At 68.1% G+C, this 18,990-nt stretch carries 17 protein-coding genes; 8 read left to right on the top strand and 9 right to left on the bottom strand.

Going from position 1 to position 18,990, the window contains the following annotated elements; translation table 11 throughout:
- From E8A74_RS48000 to E8A74_RS48010, 3 genes are all read left to right on the top strand, one after another.
- Positions 1-2,519, top strand: a 2,519-nt coding sequence (locus E8A74_RS48000; RefSeq protein ID WP_136935906.1) for an RHS repeat-associated core domain-containing protein, incomplete at its 5' end; no start/stop codon positions are given.
- Between the two features lie 20 nt (positions 2,520-2,539).
- Positions 2,540-2,968, top strand: coding sequence for a hypothetical protein (locus E8A74_RS48005; RefSeq protein ID WP_136935907.1), 429 nt, complete (start codon positions 2,540-2,542; stop codon positions 2,966-2,968).
- 7 nt (positions 2,969-2,975) lie between these two features.
- Positions 2,976-3,773, top strand: coding sequence for a hypothetical protein (locus E8A74_RS48010; protein ID WP_136935908.1), 798 nt, complete (start codon positions 2,976-2,978; stop codon positions 3,771-3,773).
- Here the strand turns inward: E8A74_RS48010 and E8A74_RS56310 are convergent.
- Positions 3,748-3,870 carry an ATP-binding protein gene (locus E8A74_RS56310; RefSeq protein WP_476704309.1) on the bottom strand — a complete coding sequence of 41 codons (123 nt, stop codon included), beginning with the start codon at positions 3,868-3,870 and terminating at the stop codon, positions 3,748-3,750. The two genes, E8A74_RS48010 and E8A74_RS56310, sit on opposite strands and share 26 nt — an antisense overlap.
- A 440-nt stretch (positions 3,871-4,310) precedes the next feature.
- Here E8A74_RS56310 and E8A74_RS48015 point away from each other — a divergent pair, with 440 nt between their 5' ends.
- From E8A74_RS48015 to E8A74_RS48030, 4 genes are read left to right on the top strand one after another with little or no spacing between them, the layout of a single operon-like run.
- Positions 4,311-6,677: a Tex family protein gene (locus tag E8A74_RS48015; RefSeq protein WP_136935909.1), complete on the top strand. Its 2,367-nt coding sequence runs from the start codon at positions 4,311-4,313 to the stop codon at positions 6,675-6,677.
- Positions 6,678-6,720: 43 nt separating this feature from the next.
- Complete coding sequence (locus E8A74_RS48020) at positions 6,721-7,314, top strand: Uma2 family endonuclease (protein WP_136935910.1); 594 nt, start codon at positions 6,721-6,723, stop codon at positions 7,312-7,314.
- Positions 7,315-7,340: 26 nt separating this feature from the next.
- Positions 7,341-8,510, top strand: coding sequence for a hypothetical protein (locus E8A74_RS53555; RefSeq protein ID WP_170229936.1), 1,170 nt, complete (start codon positions 7,341-7,343; stop codon positions 8,508-8,510).
- Positions 8,511-8,552: 42 nt separating this feature from the next.
- Positions 8,553-8,930, top strand: coding sequence for a hypothetical protein (locus E8A74_RS48030; RefSeq protein ID WP_136935911.1), 378 nt, complete (start codon positions 8,553-8,555; stop codon positions 8,928-8,930).
- Positions 8,931-8,933: 3 nt separating this feature from the next.
- Here the strand turns inward: E8A74_RS48030 and E8A74_RS48035 are convergent, their stop codons facing one another.
- The 4 genes from E8A74_RS48035 to E8A74_RS48050 form a co-directional block, all read right to left on the bottom strand.
- Positions 8,934-9,752, bottom strand: coding sequence for an indole-3-glycerol phosphate synthase TrpC (locus E8A74_RS48035; protein ID WP_136935912.1), 819 nt, complete (start codon positions 9,750-9,752; stop codon positions 8,934-8,936).
- The gene (gene trpD, locus E8A74_RS48040) at positions 9,752-10,813 is read right to left on the bottom strand and encodes an anthranilate phosphoribosyltransferase (protein WP_136935913.1); all 1,062 of its coding nucleotides are present in this window, start codon (positions 10,811-10,813) and stop codon (positions 9,752-9,754) included. The genes E8A74_RS48035 and trpD overlap by 1 nt, the downstream gene beginning before the upstream one ends.
- On the bottom strand, positions 10,810-11,430 hold the full coding sequence (locus E8A74_RS48045; RefSeq protein ID WP_136935914.1) for an anthranilate synthase component II: 621 nt from the start codon (positions 11,428-11,430) through the stop codon (positions 10,810-10,812). Before E8A74_RS48045 ends, trpD begins: the two co-directional genes overlap by 4 nt.
- A 151-nt stretch (positions 11,431-11,581) precedes the next feature.
- Positions 11,582-12,508 carry an alpha/beta fold hydrolase gene (locus E8A74_RS48050; RefSeq protein ID WP_136935915.1) on the bottom strand — a complete coding sequence of 309 codons (927 nt, stop codon included), beginning with the start codon at positions 12,506-12,508 and terminating at the stop codon, positions 11,582-11,584.
- A 159-nt stretch (positions 12,509-12,667) separates the two neighbouring features.
- On the opposite strand from E8A74_RS48050, the gene E8A74_RS48055 reads away from it, so the two are divergent.
- Complete coding sequence (locus E8A74_RS48055) at positions 12,668-13,819, top strand: formin (RefSeq protein ID WP_136935916.1); 1,152 nt, start codon at positions 12,668-12,670, stop codon at positions 13,817-13,819.
- Positions 13,820-13,906: 87 nt separating this feature from the next.
- On the opposite strand, the gene E8A74_RS48060 is transcribed toward E8A74_RS48055, so the two are convergent.
- The 4 genes from E8A74_RS48060 to E8A74_RS48075 are packed head-to-tail and all read right to left on the bottom strand — an operon-like array spanning position 13,907 to position 18,953.
- Positions 13,907-15,244, bottom strand: coding sequence for a hemolysin family protein (locus tag E8A74_RS48060; RefSeq protein ID WP_269749944.1), 1,338 nt, complete (start codon positions 15,242-15,244; stop codon positions 13,907-13,909).
- 38 nt (positions 15,245-15,282) lie between these two features.
- A complete protein-coding gene (gene truB / locus E8A74_RS48065; RefSeq protein WP_136935918.1) occupies positions 15,283-16,368 on the bottom strand; it encodes a tRNA pseudouridine(55) synthase TruB in 1,086 nt (361 codons plus the stop codon).
- A 1-nt stretch (position 16,369) separates the two neighbouring features.
- On the bottom strand, positions 16,370-17,872 hold the full coding sequence (locus E8A74_RS48070) for a lysophospholipid acyltransferase family protein (protein WP_232380074.1): 1,503 nt from the start codon (positions 17,870-17,872) through the stop codon (positions 16,370-16,372).
- A 13-nt stretch (positions 17,873-17,885) separates the two neighbouring features.
- Positions 17,886-18,953, bottom strand: coding sequence for an NAD-dependent epimerase/dehydratase family protein (locus E8A74_RS48075; RefSeq protein WP_232380075.1), 1,068 nt, complete (start codon positions 18,951-18,953; stop codon positions 17,886-17,888).
- Positions 18,954-18,990 lie beyond the last annotated feature (37 nt).

Genomic DNA, 18,990 nt, shown 5'->3' on the forward strand with positions numbered 1-18,990 from the left:
CGGTGTACGGCGAGGGGCAGACGGATCCGGAGGACGCGAATCTGCGTGGGAAGGTGGTTCAGGTGAAGGATGGGGCCGGGGTGGTGACCTCGGTCGAGTATGATTTCAAGGGGAATTTGCTGGAGAGTCAGCGGCAGCTCGCGCAGAACTATTCGACGCAGATTGATTGGTCGGGGACGGTGGCACTCGAGGCGGAGGTGTTTGCGCAGACGACGGCGTATGATGCGCTGAATCGGCCGACGAGCATGACGACGCCGGATCAGAGCGAGATCAAGCCGACGTACAACGAGGCGAGTCTGCTCGAGAAGGTGGAGGCGCGGATTCGGGGGGCGAGTGGCTGGACGACGCTTGTTGATGACATCGATTACGATGTGAAGGGGCAGCGGGAGAAGGTTGCTTACGGGAATGGGGTGGTTACGGAGTACAGCTACGACCCGCTGACGTATCGGTTGACGCGGCTCAAGACGACGCGGATCTCGGACAGTGAGCTGTTGCAGGACCTGCGGTATACGTATGATCCGGTGGGCAACATCGTCGAGATTGCCGACCTGGCGCAGGAAGAGCTTTACCACAATAGCGAGCTGGTCGAGCCGGCCTGGAAGTACGAGTACGATGCGATCTACCGGCTGATCGAGGCGACGGGGCGGGAGCATTCGGGGCAGAATGCGGACGTTCAGCAGGATCAGAATGGGTTCCCGCTATTGAATGCTGCGAACCCGAATGATCCGCAGGCGATGCGGAACTACACGGAGAGCTTCGAGTACGATGCCGTCGGCAACATCTTGAAGATGATTCATGCCGCGCAGGGCAGCACGGGGAGCTGGACGCGGCGGTACGATATCGCGGTGACGAGCAATCGGCTGCTCGGGACGAGTTTGCCGGGGGATGTGCTCGGGCAGTATTCGGCGACGTATTCGTACGACGAGCATGGGAGCATGACGACGATGCCGCATTTGGACGGCATCGCGTGGGATTTGAAGGACCAGAAGCGCGAGGTCGACAAGGGCGGTGGGGGGACGGTTTACTTCACGTACGACGCTGGCGGGCAGCGGGTGCGGAAGGTCTGGGAGCACGGCGGGATCGTCGAGGAGCGGATCTACCTCGGGGGCTTCGAGGTCTACCGACGGCACGAGCTCGGGAATGTCGTGCTGGAGCGAGAGACGCTCCATGTGATGGATGATGCGCGGCGGATTGCGATGGTGGAGACCAAGACGGTCGATACGTCGGATCCGAACCTCGTGGTGACGTCGCGTGTCCGGTATCAGCTTGGGAATCACCTCGGCTCGGCTGCGCTGGAGCTGGACCACGCTGGGGCCGTCATCAGCTACGAGGAGTACCATCCGTATGGGACCAGCGCCTACCATGCCGTAGCGAGCGGGGTGGAGGTCAGCGCGAAGCGGTACAGGTATACGGGGAAGGAGCGGGATGAGGAGACCGGGCTGTACTATCACGGGGCGAGGTACTACGCGCCGTGGCTTGGGCGGTGGACGAGCGTTGATCCTAAACTGGACCGAGCGAGCATCGTCGCGCCCTATGCATACTCAAGTTGCAGTCCCATATTACGTTTTGATCCTGATGGCCGGGAAGATAAGCCGTCAGTGCCCGTCCCTGCACCGGCTCCCGGAGTCTGGAGAACCACGGCTCCTCCACCACCTGGGAGTCCCCCGGGAACGCCCGAGGTGAGCCTGTTGGATAGCCCAGCCAGGCGTGCCGGAAAAGCGGCGGAAGCCAAAGGGGCCGAATACGGCAGGCAGTACGGAGAATATTTGGCTTGGATTGACAATCTAACGGGCAAACTCTCCGAAAAGCATGGCGGAGTATCGGTTATCGACCGAATGACGCCAGACGAAAAGCAGGAGCTTGCGAACAAGATACTCGACGCATCGAGTAAGCTACCAGCTCTGCCGGAAGATCTGTTCGCCGATGCAAAGTATGGTTTGGATGCCGCTGCAGGGTTCAACCGAGGAGTACGGGAGACATACGAAACGGAAATGTCCGTGCTCGGTGCAGCGAACATAGCTTTTAGCGTCGCGAAGTTCGTACTCCCAGCAGTAGCTACCCTGCTATCCAACCTTGGTCGCAAAGTCGTTCTTGACTTCTTCGGAGGGCGAGCATCGCAAGTGCGAGGTGCGATCAACGTGGACATCACCGCGGAGCAGGGGATTCGTGCTGACATCTTGAAGGGGGTTCCCCTGAAGACCGCGAGCGCGGACGAGATCCTGGCCACGAATCCATTTATACCTGGGCTGCCGAACGGATCCAATGCTATGAATACGTGGCTACCCGAGGCCGCTCGCGTGCTGAAGCCGGGAGGTCGAATTACAGTCACTGGTAATCTGGGATCAAACAAGTTCGCGCGACTTCCTAGCGAGGAGGACTTGCAACGACTCGGCTTGAAGCTTGTTCGTGCTCCCGGTCCAGTTACAGATCCAAGGCTGCTCGCTCAGACGCTGCGTAGGATCGATGGCAAAGAGATCAAAATCGAAGCCCTGCAGAGCTATGTGCTCGAGAAGCTATGAGGGTAGGAGCAAAACAACTGATGAGCAACACAGAATCATTTCATTGGAGAAACGTGCGCAATATGTGCCTCAATCCATCGGCGCGCGACTATGACGTGAGCGCGCTCTCTGATGCAGTGACGCAGGTCATCGATGGAGTCGGCGTTGACATGCTTCCGGACAGCATTGCGAGTGCGGTTGAGAAGGGATACTTCTCCTTTGACGAGGGGGTCCTGCTTCTCGGTGTGGCCTCTTACTCGACTGACGACGAGGGCGCCCGCATACAGCATGTGCTGGAGCATTGGCTGGAGGTAGGTGTCGATGTGATTCGCGTGGACCTCGCTCTTTCGCACGATACATTCCCATTCCGCTCGCGTGCCCAGAGGGTGGCAGTTCTGACCAGGATCGCGAAACGCTTCCCCCAGTTTGCAGATAAATGCAGGCACTTGATCGAAACATCACGCGAGTAAGTGAGGCATGACGCCCATCCTGCGTTACGACCCGCTCGGCCGGCTCATCCGAACCGACCTGCCGAACGGGACGCATTCGCGGGTGACGTTCACGCCCTGGCAGCAGGCGAGCTGGGACGGGAACGATACGGTGCTGGAGGCGGGCAATCCCTGGTATGCCGCGAGGCAGCCGAGCGCGACGCCGACGCCTTCCGCGCAGGAGCAGCGGGCGGCGGAGTTGACCGAGGAGCATGCGGAGACGCCGGCGCTGGTGCATTTCGATGTGCTGGGCAGGCCGGTGCGCGGGGTCGAGGACAACAAGACCGCAGGGGTGTACACGACGAAGGCGGTGCTCGATATTGAGGGGAATCCGCGGGCAATCATCGATGCCCGTGGGAATACCGCGATGGTGCGACCAGGCAAGTCTGGTCCGAAAGGAATGAGATGCGATAAACTCATGAAATTCGGTTTGCCGTCCGGCGGGTGCGATCCCCGCCCGGCCAAGGGTGGCCCGCCCAGGCCGGTAGCGAGCCTTGCGACGGTCACGGTAACGCGGCCGGCGATGCGTAGGCGCGCGAGCGTGCGGGCCGTGGGGAATGCGCATTCCGCTCCACCTGGGCACCCGTTCCGGAGCACGTGGGCACTCTCGGAGCGAAGCGACGTTCCCCGGTTGTCGCCCGGCTCGTGGTGCTCGTGGGCACCCTCGGAGCGAAGCGACGATTCCACTGACGGCAGCCATCACCCCCATCGGAGCGAAGCGACGACGCCTGAGCTCATTGCAGCGAGGGACGCATGGCTGATCACCCTTCGTTTCTCTCTTCCTTGATCTTTCCATCCAATCCTTTCTTCTTCCTGATCGAAGAGCCCTTCAGCGAGAGCACGTGCGCGTTGTGGACCAGCCGGTCGCAGATCGCGTGTATCACCTCGCCGCCCCCCGTCCTGACGTCCCGTGGCCCTCGTGCCGAGGCTCCCCACCGGAAGGAGCCTCAATATGCGTACGGAACAACAAGCGGCATCGATTCGTGCAGAGGTCTCGCGCATCGAGGGCCGACGCGGTCGTGGCAAGGCATACCCTCCGGCGCTTCGACGGAAGGCGCAAGCCAGGCGTCCTCGGCCGGCGGGGTGCCAATGGCGGCGCCTCCCTCCAGGGCTCGAAATTGCAGTCGACAAGACGGACGCCCGTCGCGCGTAGGGCTCGCCGACGCCGGAAGGCCGCCCATGTCACACGTGATGATGAATCGCAGGGGGCACATCTCGGAGAATCGCGACGAACATCGCGGAAGCACAGGTGCCCGCCAGCCTTCGCCGTCGCGGCTTTTCCTCCTGGACAACCGTCCAGCCCGTGCCTAAAGGCACCCGTCCCATGACCGCCACGACCGACCCCACCACGGTGTCCTCGCCCACGTTCACGCTGCCCGCTTTCGACCCTGTCCCCACCCTTTCGGAGGAGCTCACGCTCCCGAGGTCCGGGGTCTCGGCCGTGGTCAAGCTGCTCGCCGAGGGCGCGACGGTGCCGTTCATCGCGCGCTACCGCAAGGAGGCGACGGGCGGGCTCGACGAGGTGCAGATCCGCGCCATCGAGGAGCGTCGTACGTACCTCGTGGAGCTCGACGAGCGGCGAAGGCAGGTGCTCGACGAGATCGGCAAGCAAGGCAAGCTCACCGACGAGCTGAAGAAGAAGATCGTCGGTTGCACGACGAAGGCCGAGCTCGAGGATCTCTACCTGCCGTTCAAGCCGAAGCGCAGGACGCGGGCGATCATCGCCAAGGAGCGCGGGCTCGAGCCGCTCGCCGACCGGATCTGGTCGCAAGCGAAGGAAGGCAACCCCGACGAGGAGGCCAAGGCCTTTGTCGACGCCGCCAAGGAGGTGCCCGACGTCGCGGCCGCGCTCGCAGGCGCGCGCGACATCTGCGCCGAGCGGATCGCCGAGAACGCCGACGTCCGCAAGCTCGTGCGCGAGGGGTACATGCAAGACGGCGTGATCCGCGTGAAGAAAAACGAGGAGCACGAGGGCAAGGCGACGAAGTTCGACACGTACGCGACGTTCGAAGGGCCGGTCGCGGGGATGCCGTCGCACCGCTACCTGGCGATCCGCCGCGGCGAGGCGGAAGGAATTCTCCGCGCGTCGGTGGATCTCGACGGGGAGAAGCTCCTCGCGCCGATCGGCAAGATGGCCGGCCTCGACGGCGGCTCGCCCTGGGCGGGCGAGCTCGGCAAAGCGACGAGCGACGCGTACAAGCGGCTGCTCGCGCCGAGCGTGCAGATCGACGTGCGTGTCGAGCTGAAGCAGCTCTCGGATCGCGCGGCGGTCGAGGTGTTCGCGCAGAACCTGCGGGAGCTCTTGCTCGCGGCGCCCTTCGGGACACACGCGGTGCTCGGGATCGACCCGGGGCAACGCACGGGCTGCAAGTGCGCGGTCGTCGACGACACGGGCAAGTTGCTCGCGAACGAGACGATTTACCTCGTGCAAGGCGCCGAGGCGGAGGAGCGCGGCAAGCGGACGATCCGCGATCTCTGCCGGAAGTACGGCGTGAGCGCGGTGGCGGTGGGCAACGGGACGCACGGGCGCGAGACGGAGCAGTTCGTCCGGGATGTGCTCGCGGCCGAGGGGCTGAAGGAGATCTTCTGCGTGCCGGTGAGCGAGGCGGGCGCGAGCGTGTACTCGGCGAGTGACGTGGCGCGCGAGGAGTTCCCGGACCTCGACCTGACGGTGCGCGGCGCGATCAGCATCGCGCGGCGGCTGCAGGATCCGCTCGCCGAGCTCGTGAAGGTCGATCCGAAGAGCATCGGCGTGGGGCAGTACCAGCACGACGTGTACCAGTCGCTGCTCGCGCGGAAGCTCGACGAGGTCGTGGAGAGCTGCGTGAACATGGTCGGCGTGGAGCTCAACACGGCGAGCGCGCCGCTGCTCTCGCGCGTGGCGGGCATCGGGCCCTCGCTCGCGAAGAAGATCGTGTCGCACCGGGATCAACACGGCGCGTTCTCGAGCCGCAAGAAGCTGCTCGACGTGGCGGGGCTCGGGCCGAAGACGTTCGAGCAGTGCGCGGGCTTCTTGCGCATCCGCGGGAGCGAGCACCCGCTCGACGCGAGCGCGGTGCACCCGGAGCGTTACGCGCTCGTCGAGAAGATCGCCGAGGACCTCGGCGTGCCCGTCGCGTCGCTCGTGGGCGACACGAAGCTCATCGGTCGTGTGGATCCGAAGAAGTACATCGGCGGCGACGTCGGCGAGTACACGATGAACGACATCCTGGTGGAGCTGAAGAAGCCGGGGCGTGATCCACGCGCGAGCTTCGAGCCGCCGAAGTTCCGCGACGACGTGCGGACGATGGAGGACTTGAAGCCGGGGATGGAGCTCGAAGGGGTGGTCACGAACGTGACCGCGTTCGGCGCGTTCGTGGACGTGGGCGTGCACCAGGACGGGCTCGTGCACGTGTCGCAGCTCGCGGACAGGTTCGTGAAGGATCCGAGCGAGGTCGTGAAGGTCGGCGACAAGCTCAAGGTGCGCGTGCTCGAGGTGGACATGGTGCGCAAGCGCATCTCGCTGACGGCGCGGAAGGGCGAACGCCCGCAGCCGGGGCAGCAGGCGCAAGGGCCGCAGCAAGGGCGCGGCGGGCAAGGGCCGCAGCAAGGGCGCGGCGGGCCGCAGCAGGGCAAGGGCGGCCCCCAGGGCAAACCGCAGCCGCAGGCGAAGTTCACGAACAACCCGTTCGCGACGCTCTTGAAGCGGTAGGGGCGGAGGGCGGCGCGGGGTCGGTTCGTGCTACGTTCGCAGCATGGGCGACCCCGCGCGGAAGGTTCCTACGTTCGAGGAGCTGCTCGCCGAGATCGATCGACTGCCGGAGTACCTGAGCGGAGAGATCCTGGAGCCGGGCGAGATCCGCACGATGTCTCGGCCGAAGGCGCCGCATCGGCGCGCGGTGGGGCTGTGCTATCGCGCGCTCGGCGATGCAGACAAAGCTTCCGGCGGCACAGGCTGGTGGATCGAGCTGGAGCCCGCGGTTCGCTTCGGGGATCGGCTCTTCAACCCCGACCTCGCCGGATGGCGCGTGGAACGTTGCCCCGAGCCGCCTGACGAGTACCCCATCACGCTGCTCCCCGATTGGTGCTGCGAGGTGCTCTCGCCCTCGACCGCGCGGGACGATCGTCACATCAAGCTGCCGCATGATGCGCGGAGTGGGGTGGGCTGGGTCTGGATGATCGATCCGGCGCTTCGCCTCGTGGAGGTGTTCGAGACCGATCGCGGCCGCCCTGTGCTCGTCGCGACCGCGAAGGAGGACGGAGCGCAACGCCTGCCGCCCTTCGACCTCGAGATCCACCTCGCGCCCTTCTGGATCCTCCCCAAGCCCGCCGAGCCCTCTTCTCCCTGATCCCGCCCGCCGGTACCCTGCGCGGCATGTCCGATACGGCCGTCGAGACCGTGGTGGCTCGCCTCTCCCCCGACGCGAGACGCTTGCTCTGGATCCTCACGCGCGCGGAGCCGCCCGTGCCCGAGACGCTCGTCGAGAAGGTGTTCGCGCGCGAGTCGGTGGAGGACGAGAGGTTCCGGCAGATCGGCCGCATGCTGGACGCGTTCGAGCGGATGCCGCCCGCGTCGCGGCCCGAGATGCCCGCGATGCCCGACGAGGTGAAGCGGCGCATCGCGGCTCTCCGGGACGCAGGGGAGCCCGAGCGTCCGGACCTTTTGCCGCTCGTCGGCGAGCTCGTGGAGGCGCGGCTCGTGACGCGCGCGCCGCTGCTCGAAGGCGGCGCGGCGATGGGCTTCACGGCGACGGAGGCGGCAGCGAGCGCGGTGGCGGCGTGGATGGAGGCGCGGCCCGAAGAGCGCGCGGGGCAGGACGAGGCCCAGGTGTTGGTCGCGTTCGGCGAGCGGTACGGGGCGGCGTTCGTCGCGGCCGTCGAGGGCAAGGTCCCCGGCGGGACGAAGGAAGCGGGCGTGGAGGCCGGGATCACGGCGACGTCGTATTTCCTCGGCGCAGGCGCGCTGTCTGCGCTCGCCACGATGTTCGGCGAGGCCGTGCGCGCGGCGAACGACGCATCCATCGTCGGGCCGGTCGCGGGAGCCGTGGAGGAGAAGGGCGGGCTCGACGCGCTGCTCGGCGCGTTCGACGCGCAGAACGACGCCCTCGGTCACGCAGGGACGCTGGCTGCGCTCGCGGGGTACCACAAGGACGCAGGGGATCTCGGGAAGGCGGTTGCGCTGGAGATGCGCGCCCTCGCGCCGCTCGCCCGGCTCGACAACGTGGTGCCGCGGGCGATCGTGCACCTGCGGGTGTCGGAGCTTTTGGATGTCGCCGCGCGCAGGGAAGAGAGCGCCGCGCACCTCGCGGCCGCGATCCTGTACAGGGCGCTCTCGGGCGTGGATTTCCGCGCGGAGATCCGCGCGTTCATGGTGCGGCTCGGTCGGGAGCGGGGGTACACGTTGCCCGCGGTCGCGTCGTTGCTCGACGATCCGTCGTTCGTGGATCTCGCGCGGTTCGTGCGGACGAACGGCGTGCCCGCCGCGGACGTGCAGGCCGATCTCGATGCGCTCACGGCGCAATTGAAGCAGCACCTCGACGGCTGAACGCTTTACGAGGCCGCCTCGGCGGGGCATGAGGATCCCTCGATGCGTACGATCCTGCTGCTCCTCGCCTCGCTGCTCTTCGTGTCCGCGTGTAGCCCCGCGTCGCCGGAAGGGCCGAGGAACGCGGACGCGGAAGCGCGTCCCCCCACGGACACGCCGCCTCCGGCCGCGCCGTCGCCCACGGGATCTTCGACGGAGCCCCCCAGCGCGAGCGAGGCTGCGTGCAGCACGGACGCGGACTGTGCGCCGGCGGCGTGTTGCCATGCGGCGTCGTGTGTCGCGCGGAGCGTGGCGCCCGATTGCAGGGCCGTGCTCTGCTCGATGGAGTGCCGTCAGGGGACGATGGATTGCGGCGGCGGATGTGTCTGCCAGGGCGGTCGCTGCGGGGCGCGGATGATGTCGGGGCCCGCCGCGATGTGAGGATCAACCGGCTGCGGCGCGCGTGACCATCGCGGCGAGCAGCGGGCCCGGGTCGTCCTGCCGCATGAGCGCCTCGCCGACGAGCGCTGCGTCGGCCGGGCCCTGCGCGATGCGCGCGACGTCGGACGGCGAAGCGAGCCCGGAGAGGTGGACCCGCGCAGCGGTGGGATCGACGCGGGCGAGTACCCGCTCGGCGCGCGCGGGATCCATGACGAGCGTGTCGAGGTCGCGCGCGTTGACGCCGAGGACACGCGCGCGGGCGTGCTCGGCCGCGGCGAGCTCCTCCTCGGTCGTGACCTCGACGAACGGTTCGATCCCGAGATCCCGCGCCGCGTCCGCGAGCCGCGCGAGATCCTCCGCCGAGGTGATACGCGCGATGAGCAGCGCCGCATCCGCGCCGTGCGCCGCGGCCATGGCGAGCTGGATCGGGTCCAGGATGAACTCCTTGCAGAGGAGCTTCGGCCGCGCCGCGCCGAACGCCACGTCGAGCGCGTCGCGGCACGCCGCGAGATCGTCGTACGAGCCGCCGAAAAAGGGCCCGTCGATGAGCACGCTGATCATCGTGGCGCCCGCCTCCGCATATCGACGCGCTCGTTCGGCTGGCCGCAGGACCGACGAGAGCGCACCCGCCGACGGCGAACGTAGCTTCACCTCGGCGAGGAGCCGTAGCGCCCCACCCTCGGGCCTGCGGAGCGCCTTAAAGACACCTCCTGCCGGCGCGCGGATCACGCGTGGCGGAGGCGCCACGAGCAGCGCTGCGATCTCGGCCCGCTTCGACGCGAGGATCGTGTCGAGGACGCGCCTTCCTCTCTGACCATCCATCACAGCTCTCCCGCCTCCCGCGCATGCAGCGCGGCGTCGCGGAGGGCGTCGAGCGTGCGCATCGCCGCGCCGCTGTCGAGCGCCGCGGCCGCTTCCGCCGCGAGATCCGGCCAGTCGCGCGGGTCGTCCGTCTCGCGAAAGACAGCGAGCGCCGCGGCCGCGTTCAGAACGATCGCGCACCGCGCCGGATGTGGCTCGCCGCGCAGCACGGTGAGGATCACCTCCGCGTTCTCGGCGGCCGATCCGCCCTGGAGTGCGCCCGTCGGCGAGACCGGTAGGCCGAAGTTCTCGGGCCGCACGACCCTCTCGCGGAGTGATCCACGCGCGAGCTCCGTGACGCGCGTCGGCCCGAACGGGCTCACCTCGTCGAGCCCGTCTTCGCCGCGCACGACCCACGCGCGCCTGAGCCCGAGCTCCGCCAGCGTCGCAGCGAAGACCGGTCGGAGCGCGTGATCGTACGTGCCGAGGAGCTGATGCGTCGTGCTCGCCGGGTTCGACAGAGGGCCGAGCGCGTTGAAGATCGTGCGGATCGCGAGCTCACGACGCACCGGCGCTCCGTGCCGCATCGCCGGGTGGTGCGCAGGCGCGAACAGGAACGCGATCTGCGCCTCGCGCAGCACCTCGGCCTGACGCTCGGGCGGCACGTCGATCGGCACCCCGAGCGCTTCGAGCACGTCGGCGCTGCCCGATCGGCTCGAAACGCTGCGGTTTCCGTGCTTGGCGACGGGCGCGCCGGCCGCGGCGACCACGATCGCGGCCGCCGTCGACACGTTCAACGTGCCGAGCCCGTCGCCTCCGGTCCCGCACGTGTCGAGGACCGCGGGCAGCCCGTGATCGACGCGCACCATCACCGCGCGCATGGCCTCGACGGCCGCCGCGATCGTGGAGGCGTCCTCGCCGCGCAGGCGCAGCGCGACCACGAAGCCGGCCACTTGCACGGGTGTCCACGCGCCCGCGAGGATCGCGTCGAACGCCCCGCGCACGAGCGCGCGCGGCAGGGATCGTTCTTCCTGCGCGAGCTGCTCGAAGACGTGAGCGAAGCAGGCGACCGCGGCGCTCACAGGTGCGCTCCTGCCAGCGCACCTCCCGTCCGAGCGCGGGCGTGCTCCTTCACGAGATCGAGCCAGTTGCGCAGGAGATCCATCCCGCGCGTCGTCAGGATCGACTCGGGGTGGAACTGCACGCCTTCGATCGGGAGCCGCGCGTGGCGCAGGCCCATGATCTCGCCTTCGTTCGTCCAGGCCGAGACCTCGAGCTCGTTCGGTAGCGAGCTCGGCTCCACGATGAGCGAGTGGTACCGCGTGGCCACGAAAGGCCGCGGCAGGCCCGCGAAGAGCGTGCGCCCGTCATGCTCGATCGGCGACGTCTTGCCATGCATCACGCGCCCCGCGCGCACCACGTGCCCGCCGAAGACCTGCGCGATGGCTTGATGACCAAGGCAAACTCCGAGCAGCGGGCGTTCGCTGCCGAGGGCCTCGATGATCTTCAGGCTCACGCCCGCCTCGTTCGGCGAGCAGGGCCCGGGCGAGATCAGGATGCCGTCGGGGTCGAGGGCGCGCGCGCCGTCCACGTCGATCGCGTCGTTCAGCCGCACGACGCACTTCGCGCCCAGGATCTCCAGGTATTGAACGAGGTTGTAAGTGAACGAGTCGTAGTTGTCGACGACGAGCAGCCGCATCGATCCCACCTTGCTAGCGATGGACGGAAGCGGTCGCGTCGAGGCGCGGCGCGCGGCCCTCCATCCCCCCGAGCACAAAGTAGCACCCGCACCACGGTGCGTCTGGCCGCTCGATGCGTCTTTTTCCCGGGAAAATCCGGCAAATCGTGCCCTACGCGTTCGCCGTTCCGCCCGCGCCCGGCGCGGCCTTCGCGAGGAACTTTTCGAGGCGCAGGCTCACGAGCTCGGGGAACTCGACCGCGGTGTAGTGCGTGCCTCCGCGCACGACGTAGAGCTCCGCCCCGGGGATCTGCTTCGCCATCTCCTTCGCGAGCGCAGCCGGCGTCATCGCGTCGCGATCCCCCGACACGATCAGCGTGGGCACGTCGATCGTGCCGAGCACGTCCGAAGCGTCGTGATCGCCGAGCGCGCGGAGGTTGTGGAAATACGCCTCCATGTCGAGCGCGCTGAAGCCCTGGACGAGCTCGTTGAACACCGCGTCGTCGAGCGACTCGTTCATGACGCCCATGGCCTTCAGCCACGTGAGCGCCTCGGGCACGTCCGCGGCCCTGCGCGTGACCTGCGACGCGAGCGCGTGCACGCGGCTCCCGAGCTCCACGAGCGAAGGGAGCACGGTCTTCATGCCGGGCAAGGGGCTCACCGTGTCGAGCGGACGTCCGCTCGTGCCGTTCAAGAGCACGATGCAACGCGCCCGCTGCCGCGCTTTTCGGTACGCTTCGAGCACGACCTGGACGCCCATGCTCCAGCCCACGAGCGCCGCGCGTGGTTCGCCTTCGGCGTCGAGGATCGCCAGGAGATCCTCGGCGTGGCGCACGATCGCATACGACGCCGGCGTGCCCTCCGGCGGCCGCGCGGAGGCGAAGAGGCCGCGGTAGTCCCACGTGAGGAAGCGGTAGCGCCCGCGCAGGTGCTCGATTTGCGCGCTCCACGTGATGTGCTGGCCCCCGAGCCCGTTCGCGAGCATGACGACGGGCGCGCCCGGATAGGGCGATCGGGTGGCGTAGTACGTGATCCGCGTGCCGTCCGGCGCCGTGACGACGCGGGTCTCGACGGCGAGGGGCAGACGCGGAGGAAGCATTCAATCCGGTAGGTACCACCCCATGCGCATGCCGTCGTCGAGAAACCAAGGAAACGCGAGCCCCGCGCTTCCAAGCCCAGGGGACAATTTCAGCGGGCGCGCCGTTGACACGACGTACGTCGCGCCGGTAACTTGCCCGCTGGTCGCTACGAGGAGCCGATGGCTGCTGAAGACAAGAGCAAGAAACCCAAGATCGATCTGAAGGCGCGGCTCGGCAAGACGAACATCGGAACGCAGGCCGTTCCGCTGCCCGTTCCTGGCCAGTCTCAGCCGCCGCCCTCTGGTTCCGGTGGGAAATCACCGAACATCGCTCCGCCGCCTGGGATCTCCCCCGGCATCCCGGTTCCTCCGTTCGCCCAGGCCGCGAAGCCTGCCGCCGCCGCTGAGCCGCCGCCGAAGCCCACGGCCGTCCAGCAGACCATCAAGGTCGAGGTCGGCGAGGAGATCATCAAGGAGCGGGAGAAGGCGAAGAAGCGCGTCATCATGGCCGCGGTCGGCACGGCGCTCCTCGGCATCGCCATCGGCTACCCGGTCGGCGGCGCGGCTGCGCGCAACGAGCGCGGCAAGGCCGTCGTGGCGAACGCCAAGGCCCTCATGACGGACGTGAAGGCCGCCAACGAGAAGATGAAGGAGCTCGAGACGCTCCTCGGCGAAGCGGCGGAGAAGCTCGGCAAGAAAGAGTATCCCGCGGAGCTCGCCGGTCAGCTCGGCGGCATCAACATCCCGTTCGACGCCACGAAGGTCGACGGCCCGAGCATCTCCGGCCTCAATCCGAATGCGTTGCGGCAGCTCCTCAACTTCACCAAGGGTTGCGAGGAGCTGAACAAGAAGAAGGACAGCTTCAAGAACCTGCTCGAGTTCGCGAAGGCGCCCGTCGAGAAGGCCTGGAAGGAGGAGAAGGAGCCGGTGATGAACTTCTCCGTCCTCTTCCGGTCCGACCAGAAGGGCGTGATCGCGGAGCTCGTGCCGGTCAAGGAGCCCTACGACTTCGGCAAGGACTGGCCTGCGAACTACGCCATCCTCAAGCCGGAGCGGACGCAGCAGGGCATGAAGTCCGTCGAGAAGAAGCTGAACCGCTACACGAAGGGCGATCTGCCCGGCAGCGGAGATCCCGTGCTCATCCCGGTCGATCCCATGACGACGTCCGTGTTCACGAGCCAGGAGGTCGTCCGCAACCTGCGCAAGGCCTTCGTCGACCTGCGCTTGGAGCTCAAGGGCGACGACAGCAACCCCGCGGCCCCCGTCACCGGCCTCATCGAGGTCGGCGACAACCTGATGACCTCGATCCAGAAAGTCACGCAGGGCGGCTGAACACCTCTCACCCTCGGGTGACGAAAAAGAAAACGGGGCTCGCGGAAGCGGGCCCCGTTTCGTTTTGTCCGACGACGAGAAGGACGCTCAGACCTCGACGCTGCGAGGCCTGACGATCTCGACCTTGCCGATGTGCTGTTCGTCGCAGTCGCGCACGATGAAGCGCAGGCCGTACTTGCTCACGCTCGCGCCGTTCTCGGGCGTCTTGCCGAGGTGCTCCGTGAGCAAACCTTCGAGCGTGTGCTCCTGCTCCACCGCGGCCTCGCCGTCCGGCAAGAGATCCGAGCCGAGGAACGCCGAGAGATCACGGATCGACACCGCCGCGTCCGCCATCAGCCGGCCGTCGCCGAGATCCTGGATCGGCGGCGCTTCCTCCGCGTCGTGCTCGTCGCGGATGTCACCGACGATCTCTTCGAGCACGTCCTCCAGCGTCACGATGCCGCTCACGCCGCCGAACTCGTCCATCACGATCGCGAGGTGCTGCCTGCGGCCGCGCATCTCCTTCAGCAACGTCGAGAGCGGCTGCGACTCGGCCACAAAGTTCGCCGGGCTGCGCACGATCTCCTGCAGCGACTTGTTCTTCAGGCGGTCTTCCTCGAACGCCTTGAACAGGTCCTTCGCGTAGAGGAGCCCCACCACGTTGTCGAGCTGCTCGCGATAGACCGGATAACGCGAGTGACCACTCCCCGTGACGATGGCGAGCGTCTTGTCGAGCGGGGTGCTCACCTCGATGGCCTCCACGCGCGAGCGCGGGATCATCACGTCCTTCGCCGTGCGATCCTGGAACTCGAGCACGTTGCGGATCATCTCCGCGGGCTCGCGACCGAAGAGACCGCTGCGCGCGCCCTCCTCGACGAGCATCTCCACCTCCGCCTCCGTGATGTGCGGATCCGGCGGCTCGCTGATCTCCTTCGCCGCGATCGACGCGCCGAGCCAGCCGAGCGGGACCGCGAGCGGGAGCATCGCGATCTCCAGCGGCCTGAGCCAGCGTGCGGCCATCGGCGCCACGTGATCGGCGTGCTTGCGTCCGAGCGTGGTGCTCACCTCGAAGAGCGTGCTCGTGAGGACCACGGTCACGGCGAAGGTGAGCAGCGGCGCCGCTTGCGGGTACAGCGGCTGGAAGAACAGCATCGTGAAGACAGCCGACAGGGTCGTGCTGAGGACCCTGCCGAGCAGGTAACGCGACCGGAGCTTGGCGTCGGCGCTGCGGATGCGCTCGAGCGCCGCTTTTTCCGGTCTTTCCGCCTGCTCGATGAGCGCCGCCAGGCGGGTGGGGGTGAGGCTCGTCAAGGCTGTGTCCGCGCCGGCGAACAGGGCCCCGACGAGCGCCGACGCGATGGCCCCTGCCAAAAGCGCCAGTGGTACGTCGTTTGGACTCAAAACCGAACTCCCTACGCGTCGAATCGTAGCGGACCTAGCTTTCACGGCGCAACCCGCCGCGGTCGCTCGGCCGCTACGGATGGTCAGGGCGGAAAGCGACGACCAGACGCGACGTGCTCTTCCGTCTCGACCCCGCGGCCCGCGGGAACATCCGTGAAGCCGCGTTGAACCACATACCCATCATGATCCCATTTCCCCACGGCGACCAGACGGCCCTCCGGGGAAAGCCAGGCGCTCGCTTCCAATTCTCCGGCTTCGGAAGGTTCGTCCGGGCGAGGAGGGGCGCTCTCCAGGCTCTCCGTCTCGCGTGGAGGCGGCGCTGAAAAATCCGCTACGCCGAGGCGTTTGCCTTGGGATGCACGCACCGCGCCCTCGGCCGTGAGCACGGCCGTGGGCAGGCCCAGACGAACGGCCGCGGCGAGGGGCACGACGGCCGCGCGCAGGGCGTCGGCGGGCGCGTCGAGCACGTTCGCGACGTCGAGCCCGAACGGCCCGCTCCGCGTGCGACGGAGCGCGCCGAGGTGCGCGGGCACCACGAGGGCCACGCCGAGATCACGCGCCAGGGAGCGCACGTAGTAACCCTTGCTCACGTCGAGCGAGACGTCGAGGAACGCGAGCTTCCCCGGTTCGAGGATCCCCGCGCCGCGGAGCTCGATCGCGCGCGCCGCGACCGGACGCGCAGGCAGCTCCACCACCTCGCCCCGCCGCGCCCGGTCGTAGCTCTTCGCCCCGTCGACCTTGATGGCCGAGTACGCAGGCGGCGCTTGCTCGGTCCGCGCGCGCTCCCGATCGAGCGCGGCCGTGATCCCCTGCAGAACGGCGCTCGCGCCTTCCTGCGTGAACCGCGTGATCTCGTCTTCGAGCCACGCCGGCAGCGGCGCCTCGACCGTGACCGTGCCTTCGGCGTCGAGCGTGTCCGTGCCACGACCGAGGACCACGCGCGCCTCGTAGGCCTTGTCGTGCGCGGTCAGGTAGGGCCCGAGCTTCGTCGCCTCGCCGAGCAGCATCACGAGCACGCCCGACGCCATCGGATCGAGCGTGCCGGCGTGACCGATGCGGCGCATGCCGAGGGCGCGCCGCAGCTTGCCGACGACGTCGTGGCTCGTGGGACCTTTGGGTTTGTCGAGGACGAGGACACCGGTCGTGTCCCCGCGTTCCTTTGGGCTCATCCTATCCCAGCCAGACCGAGCGCCGCTCGGACAACATCCGGTCGAGCATGCTCTGGATCGACGCGCGCACGCGCTCGGAGAGGCGACCCACGAGGATCTCGTCGTCGGCCGCCTCGGGGCCGTAGTTGCTCCAGGTGAGCGGCTCGCCGAAGCGGATGCGCCACTTCGTCGGCGCGGGCATGAGGCCGAGCGGCCCGAGCGCCGGGAAGGTCGGCGTGATCGGGAAGTACGGGATGCCCAGGGTCTTCGTCATGTACTCGAAGCGGTAGAGCATCGGGTTCGCCTCTTCGGCGCCGACGATGGCACAAGGCACAAGAGGCGTGCGCGTGCGCAGGCAGAGGCGGATGAAGCCGCCGCGGCCAAAGCGCTGCAGCTTGTAGCGGTCGCGGTAGAGCTTGCCGATGCCCTTCGCGCCTTCGGGGAAGACCGCGACGAGCGCACCCTTGTTGAGCAGGCGCTCCGCGTTCTCCTGGCACGCGCGCACCGCGCCGAGGCGGTTCATGAGCGTGCCGACGAAGGGCAGGTAGTAGACGAAATCCTCGGCGAGCCAGCGCAGCTCGCGGTGCGCCGGGTGATCACGCCGGACAGCGGCGCGCAGCATCGCGCCGTCGTAGGGCAGGGGGCCGCCCGCGTGGTTCGCCACGACGAGGCAACGGCCCTCGGTGGGGATGTGATCGGCGCCCTCGACCTCGACGCGGAAATACCGCTTCGTCATGAAGTCGAGCACGGGCAGGAGCTTCGCCTCGAAGGCCGGATCGAGGCCGAACTCGTCGACCTCCTCGGAGCGGCTCCGCAGGCCCGCGCGTCCCCATTGCTTCGCGTAAAACTCGGGCGAGAGGACCTCGCTCGCGGTCGCCGACTCCGGCACCGAGGCCCGCGGCGCCGGCACGTCGCTGCGCGGCTTGGCCTTGGGCACGTCGCTCTTGCGCGCGGCGGGAACCGGCGGCGGTTTGGGCACGTAGGCCGGCTCGTCCGCGCGCTCGCGGCCGCGCCCGATCATCAGGTCGAGCCGGGCTTCGAGGTCGCGGATCTGCTGCTCGATCTCGGCGGGGTTCGTCGCGCCCGCGCCCGCTGCATCGGCCTCGTCGCGCACGGACGCGGGGGGCATGCTCGGACGGATGACGGCCTCGGTGGGGCCGATCGGCGCGACGTCGTGCGCCTCGTCGGCGTCGAGGTCGTAGCCGGGCACGAGGCGCGGCGAGGGCGGCGCGTCCCCGTCGAGGGCGGTGCCGTAAGGCAGGGCGGGCGCGATCTCGGCCGCGGACCCATCGTCCTCGTCGTCCTCGCCGTCGTCCTCGTCGTCGTCCTCCGAGGAGGCGGGGGGCGGCTCCGCGAAGAGCCGCGGCGCCGCGATCTCGCCTTCTGCAGGAGAGATCTCCTCCTCGGGCGCGGCGACGCCGGCGTCGGCGGCGACGAACGCCGCGGTCGCCAGGGGCTCCTTCGGCGCCACGCCCGCGCGCGTCTCCTTCGTCTCCTTGTGCTTGCGCTTCTGCTTCTTCCCCATGGAAACCGCCCGCCTAGGCAGGGCTCTCCTGCAGCAGGTTCGCGTCGCGCAGGCTCTGCGCGGCGAGGTAGTCGAGCAGCGCCTCGCGGGTCGTATAGGCCGGCCGGAAGCCCATCACGCGCGCTGCCTTGTCGCCGTCGGCGACGCAGACGTACCGCAGGTACCGCAAAAAGCTCGGCGGCACGGCCGAAGCTTGCGTGATCCAGGCCGCGCCGACGAGCGAGCTCGCGACCGTGTGCGGCAGCGGCATCGACGAGCGGCCGGCCAGGCGCAGCACCATGGAGAGCGGCAAGACGCCGTCGGAGGTGATGTTGAACGTGCCCGGATGATCCCGATCGAGCGCGAGCTTGAAGGCCGCGAGCGCGTCGACCTCGTGCACGAACTGCAAGAGCGGATCGAAGCCGAGCAGCGTGGGCACGACGCGCATGCCGAGATACCGCGTGACCCAGTTCTGCACCGTCGGCCCGACGATCGGCGCCGTGCGCAGGACCGTGACCACGGTGCCCTTCGACTTCGCGGCGAAGGCGTTGAGCTCACGCTCGGCGGCGATCTTGTCCGCGAAGAACGGCTCGTCCATGTCGGCGCGCAACGCGTGCCGCTCCGTGAGGAAGTTCGGGTTCGTGGGGTGCGCGCCGTAGAGCATCGTCTGGCTCCACTGCACGAGCTTGCGCAGCCGCACCTGCCGCACGGCGTTGAGGAGGTGCATCGTGCCGACCGACTCGAGCTCGTGCGCCCAGCCCGTCGCGTGCGTCGGCGATGAGAGGAAGCAGAGGTGCACGAGCGTGTCGACCTCCTCGGAGGCCAGGATCTCGGCGACGCGATCCTCCGAAGCCGGGTTCGTCAGATCGACCTCGAAATGTTTCGCTTTCGGGCCGGCCGTGTCGGGCGACTTCACGTCGATCGTCACGATGCGCGCTGTCGCCGGATCTTCTTCGAGGAGGCCGACGAGGTTCCGGCCGAGGAAACACGCCGCGCCCGTGAGCGCGACGACGCGCCCGCCCGAGCGGCTCCGCGAGCCCCTCGCAGGCGGGATCGCCGTTTCACGAGGCTCGCTGTTCGAGTTGTCGATCGGATCTGCCATGCGGAGCGGCCTCGACACTACCCGCTCGCGCGGCGAG

This window comes from Polyangium fumosum (assembly GCF_005144585.1).
In the GTDB taxonomy this organism is placed as follows: domain Bacteria; phylum Myxococcota_A; class Polyangia; order Polyangiales; family Polyangiaceae; genus Polyangium; species Polyangium fumosum.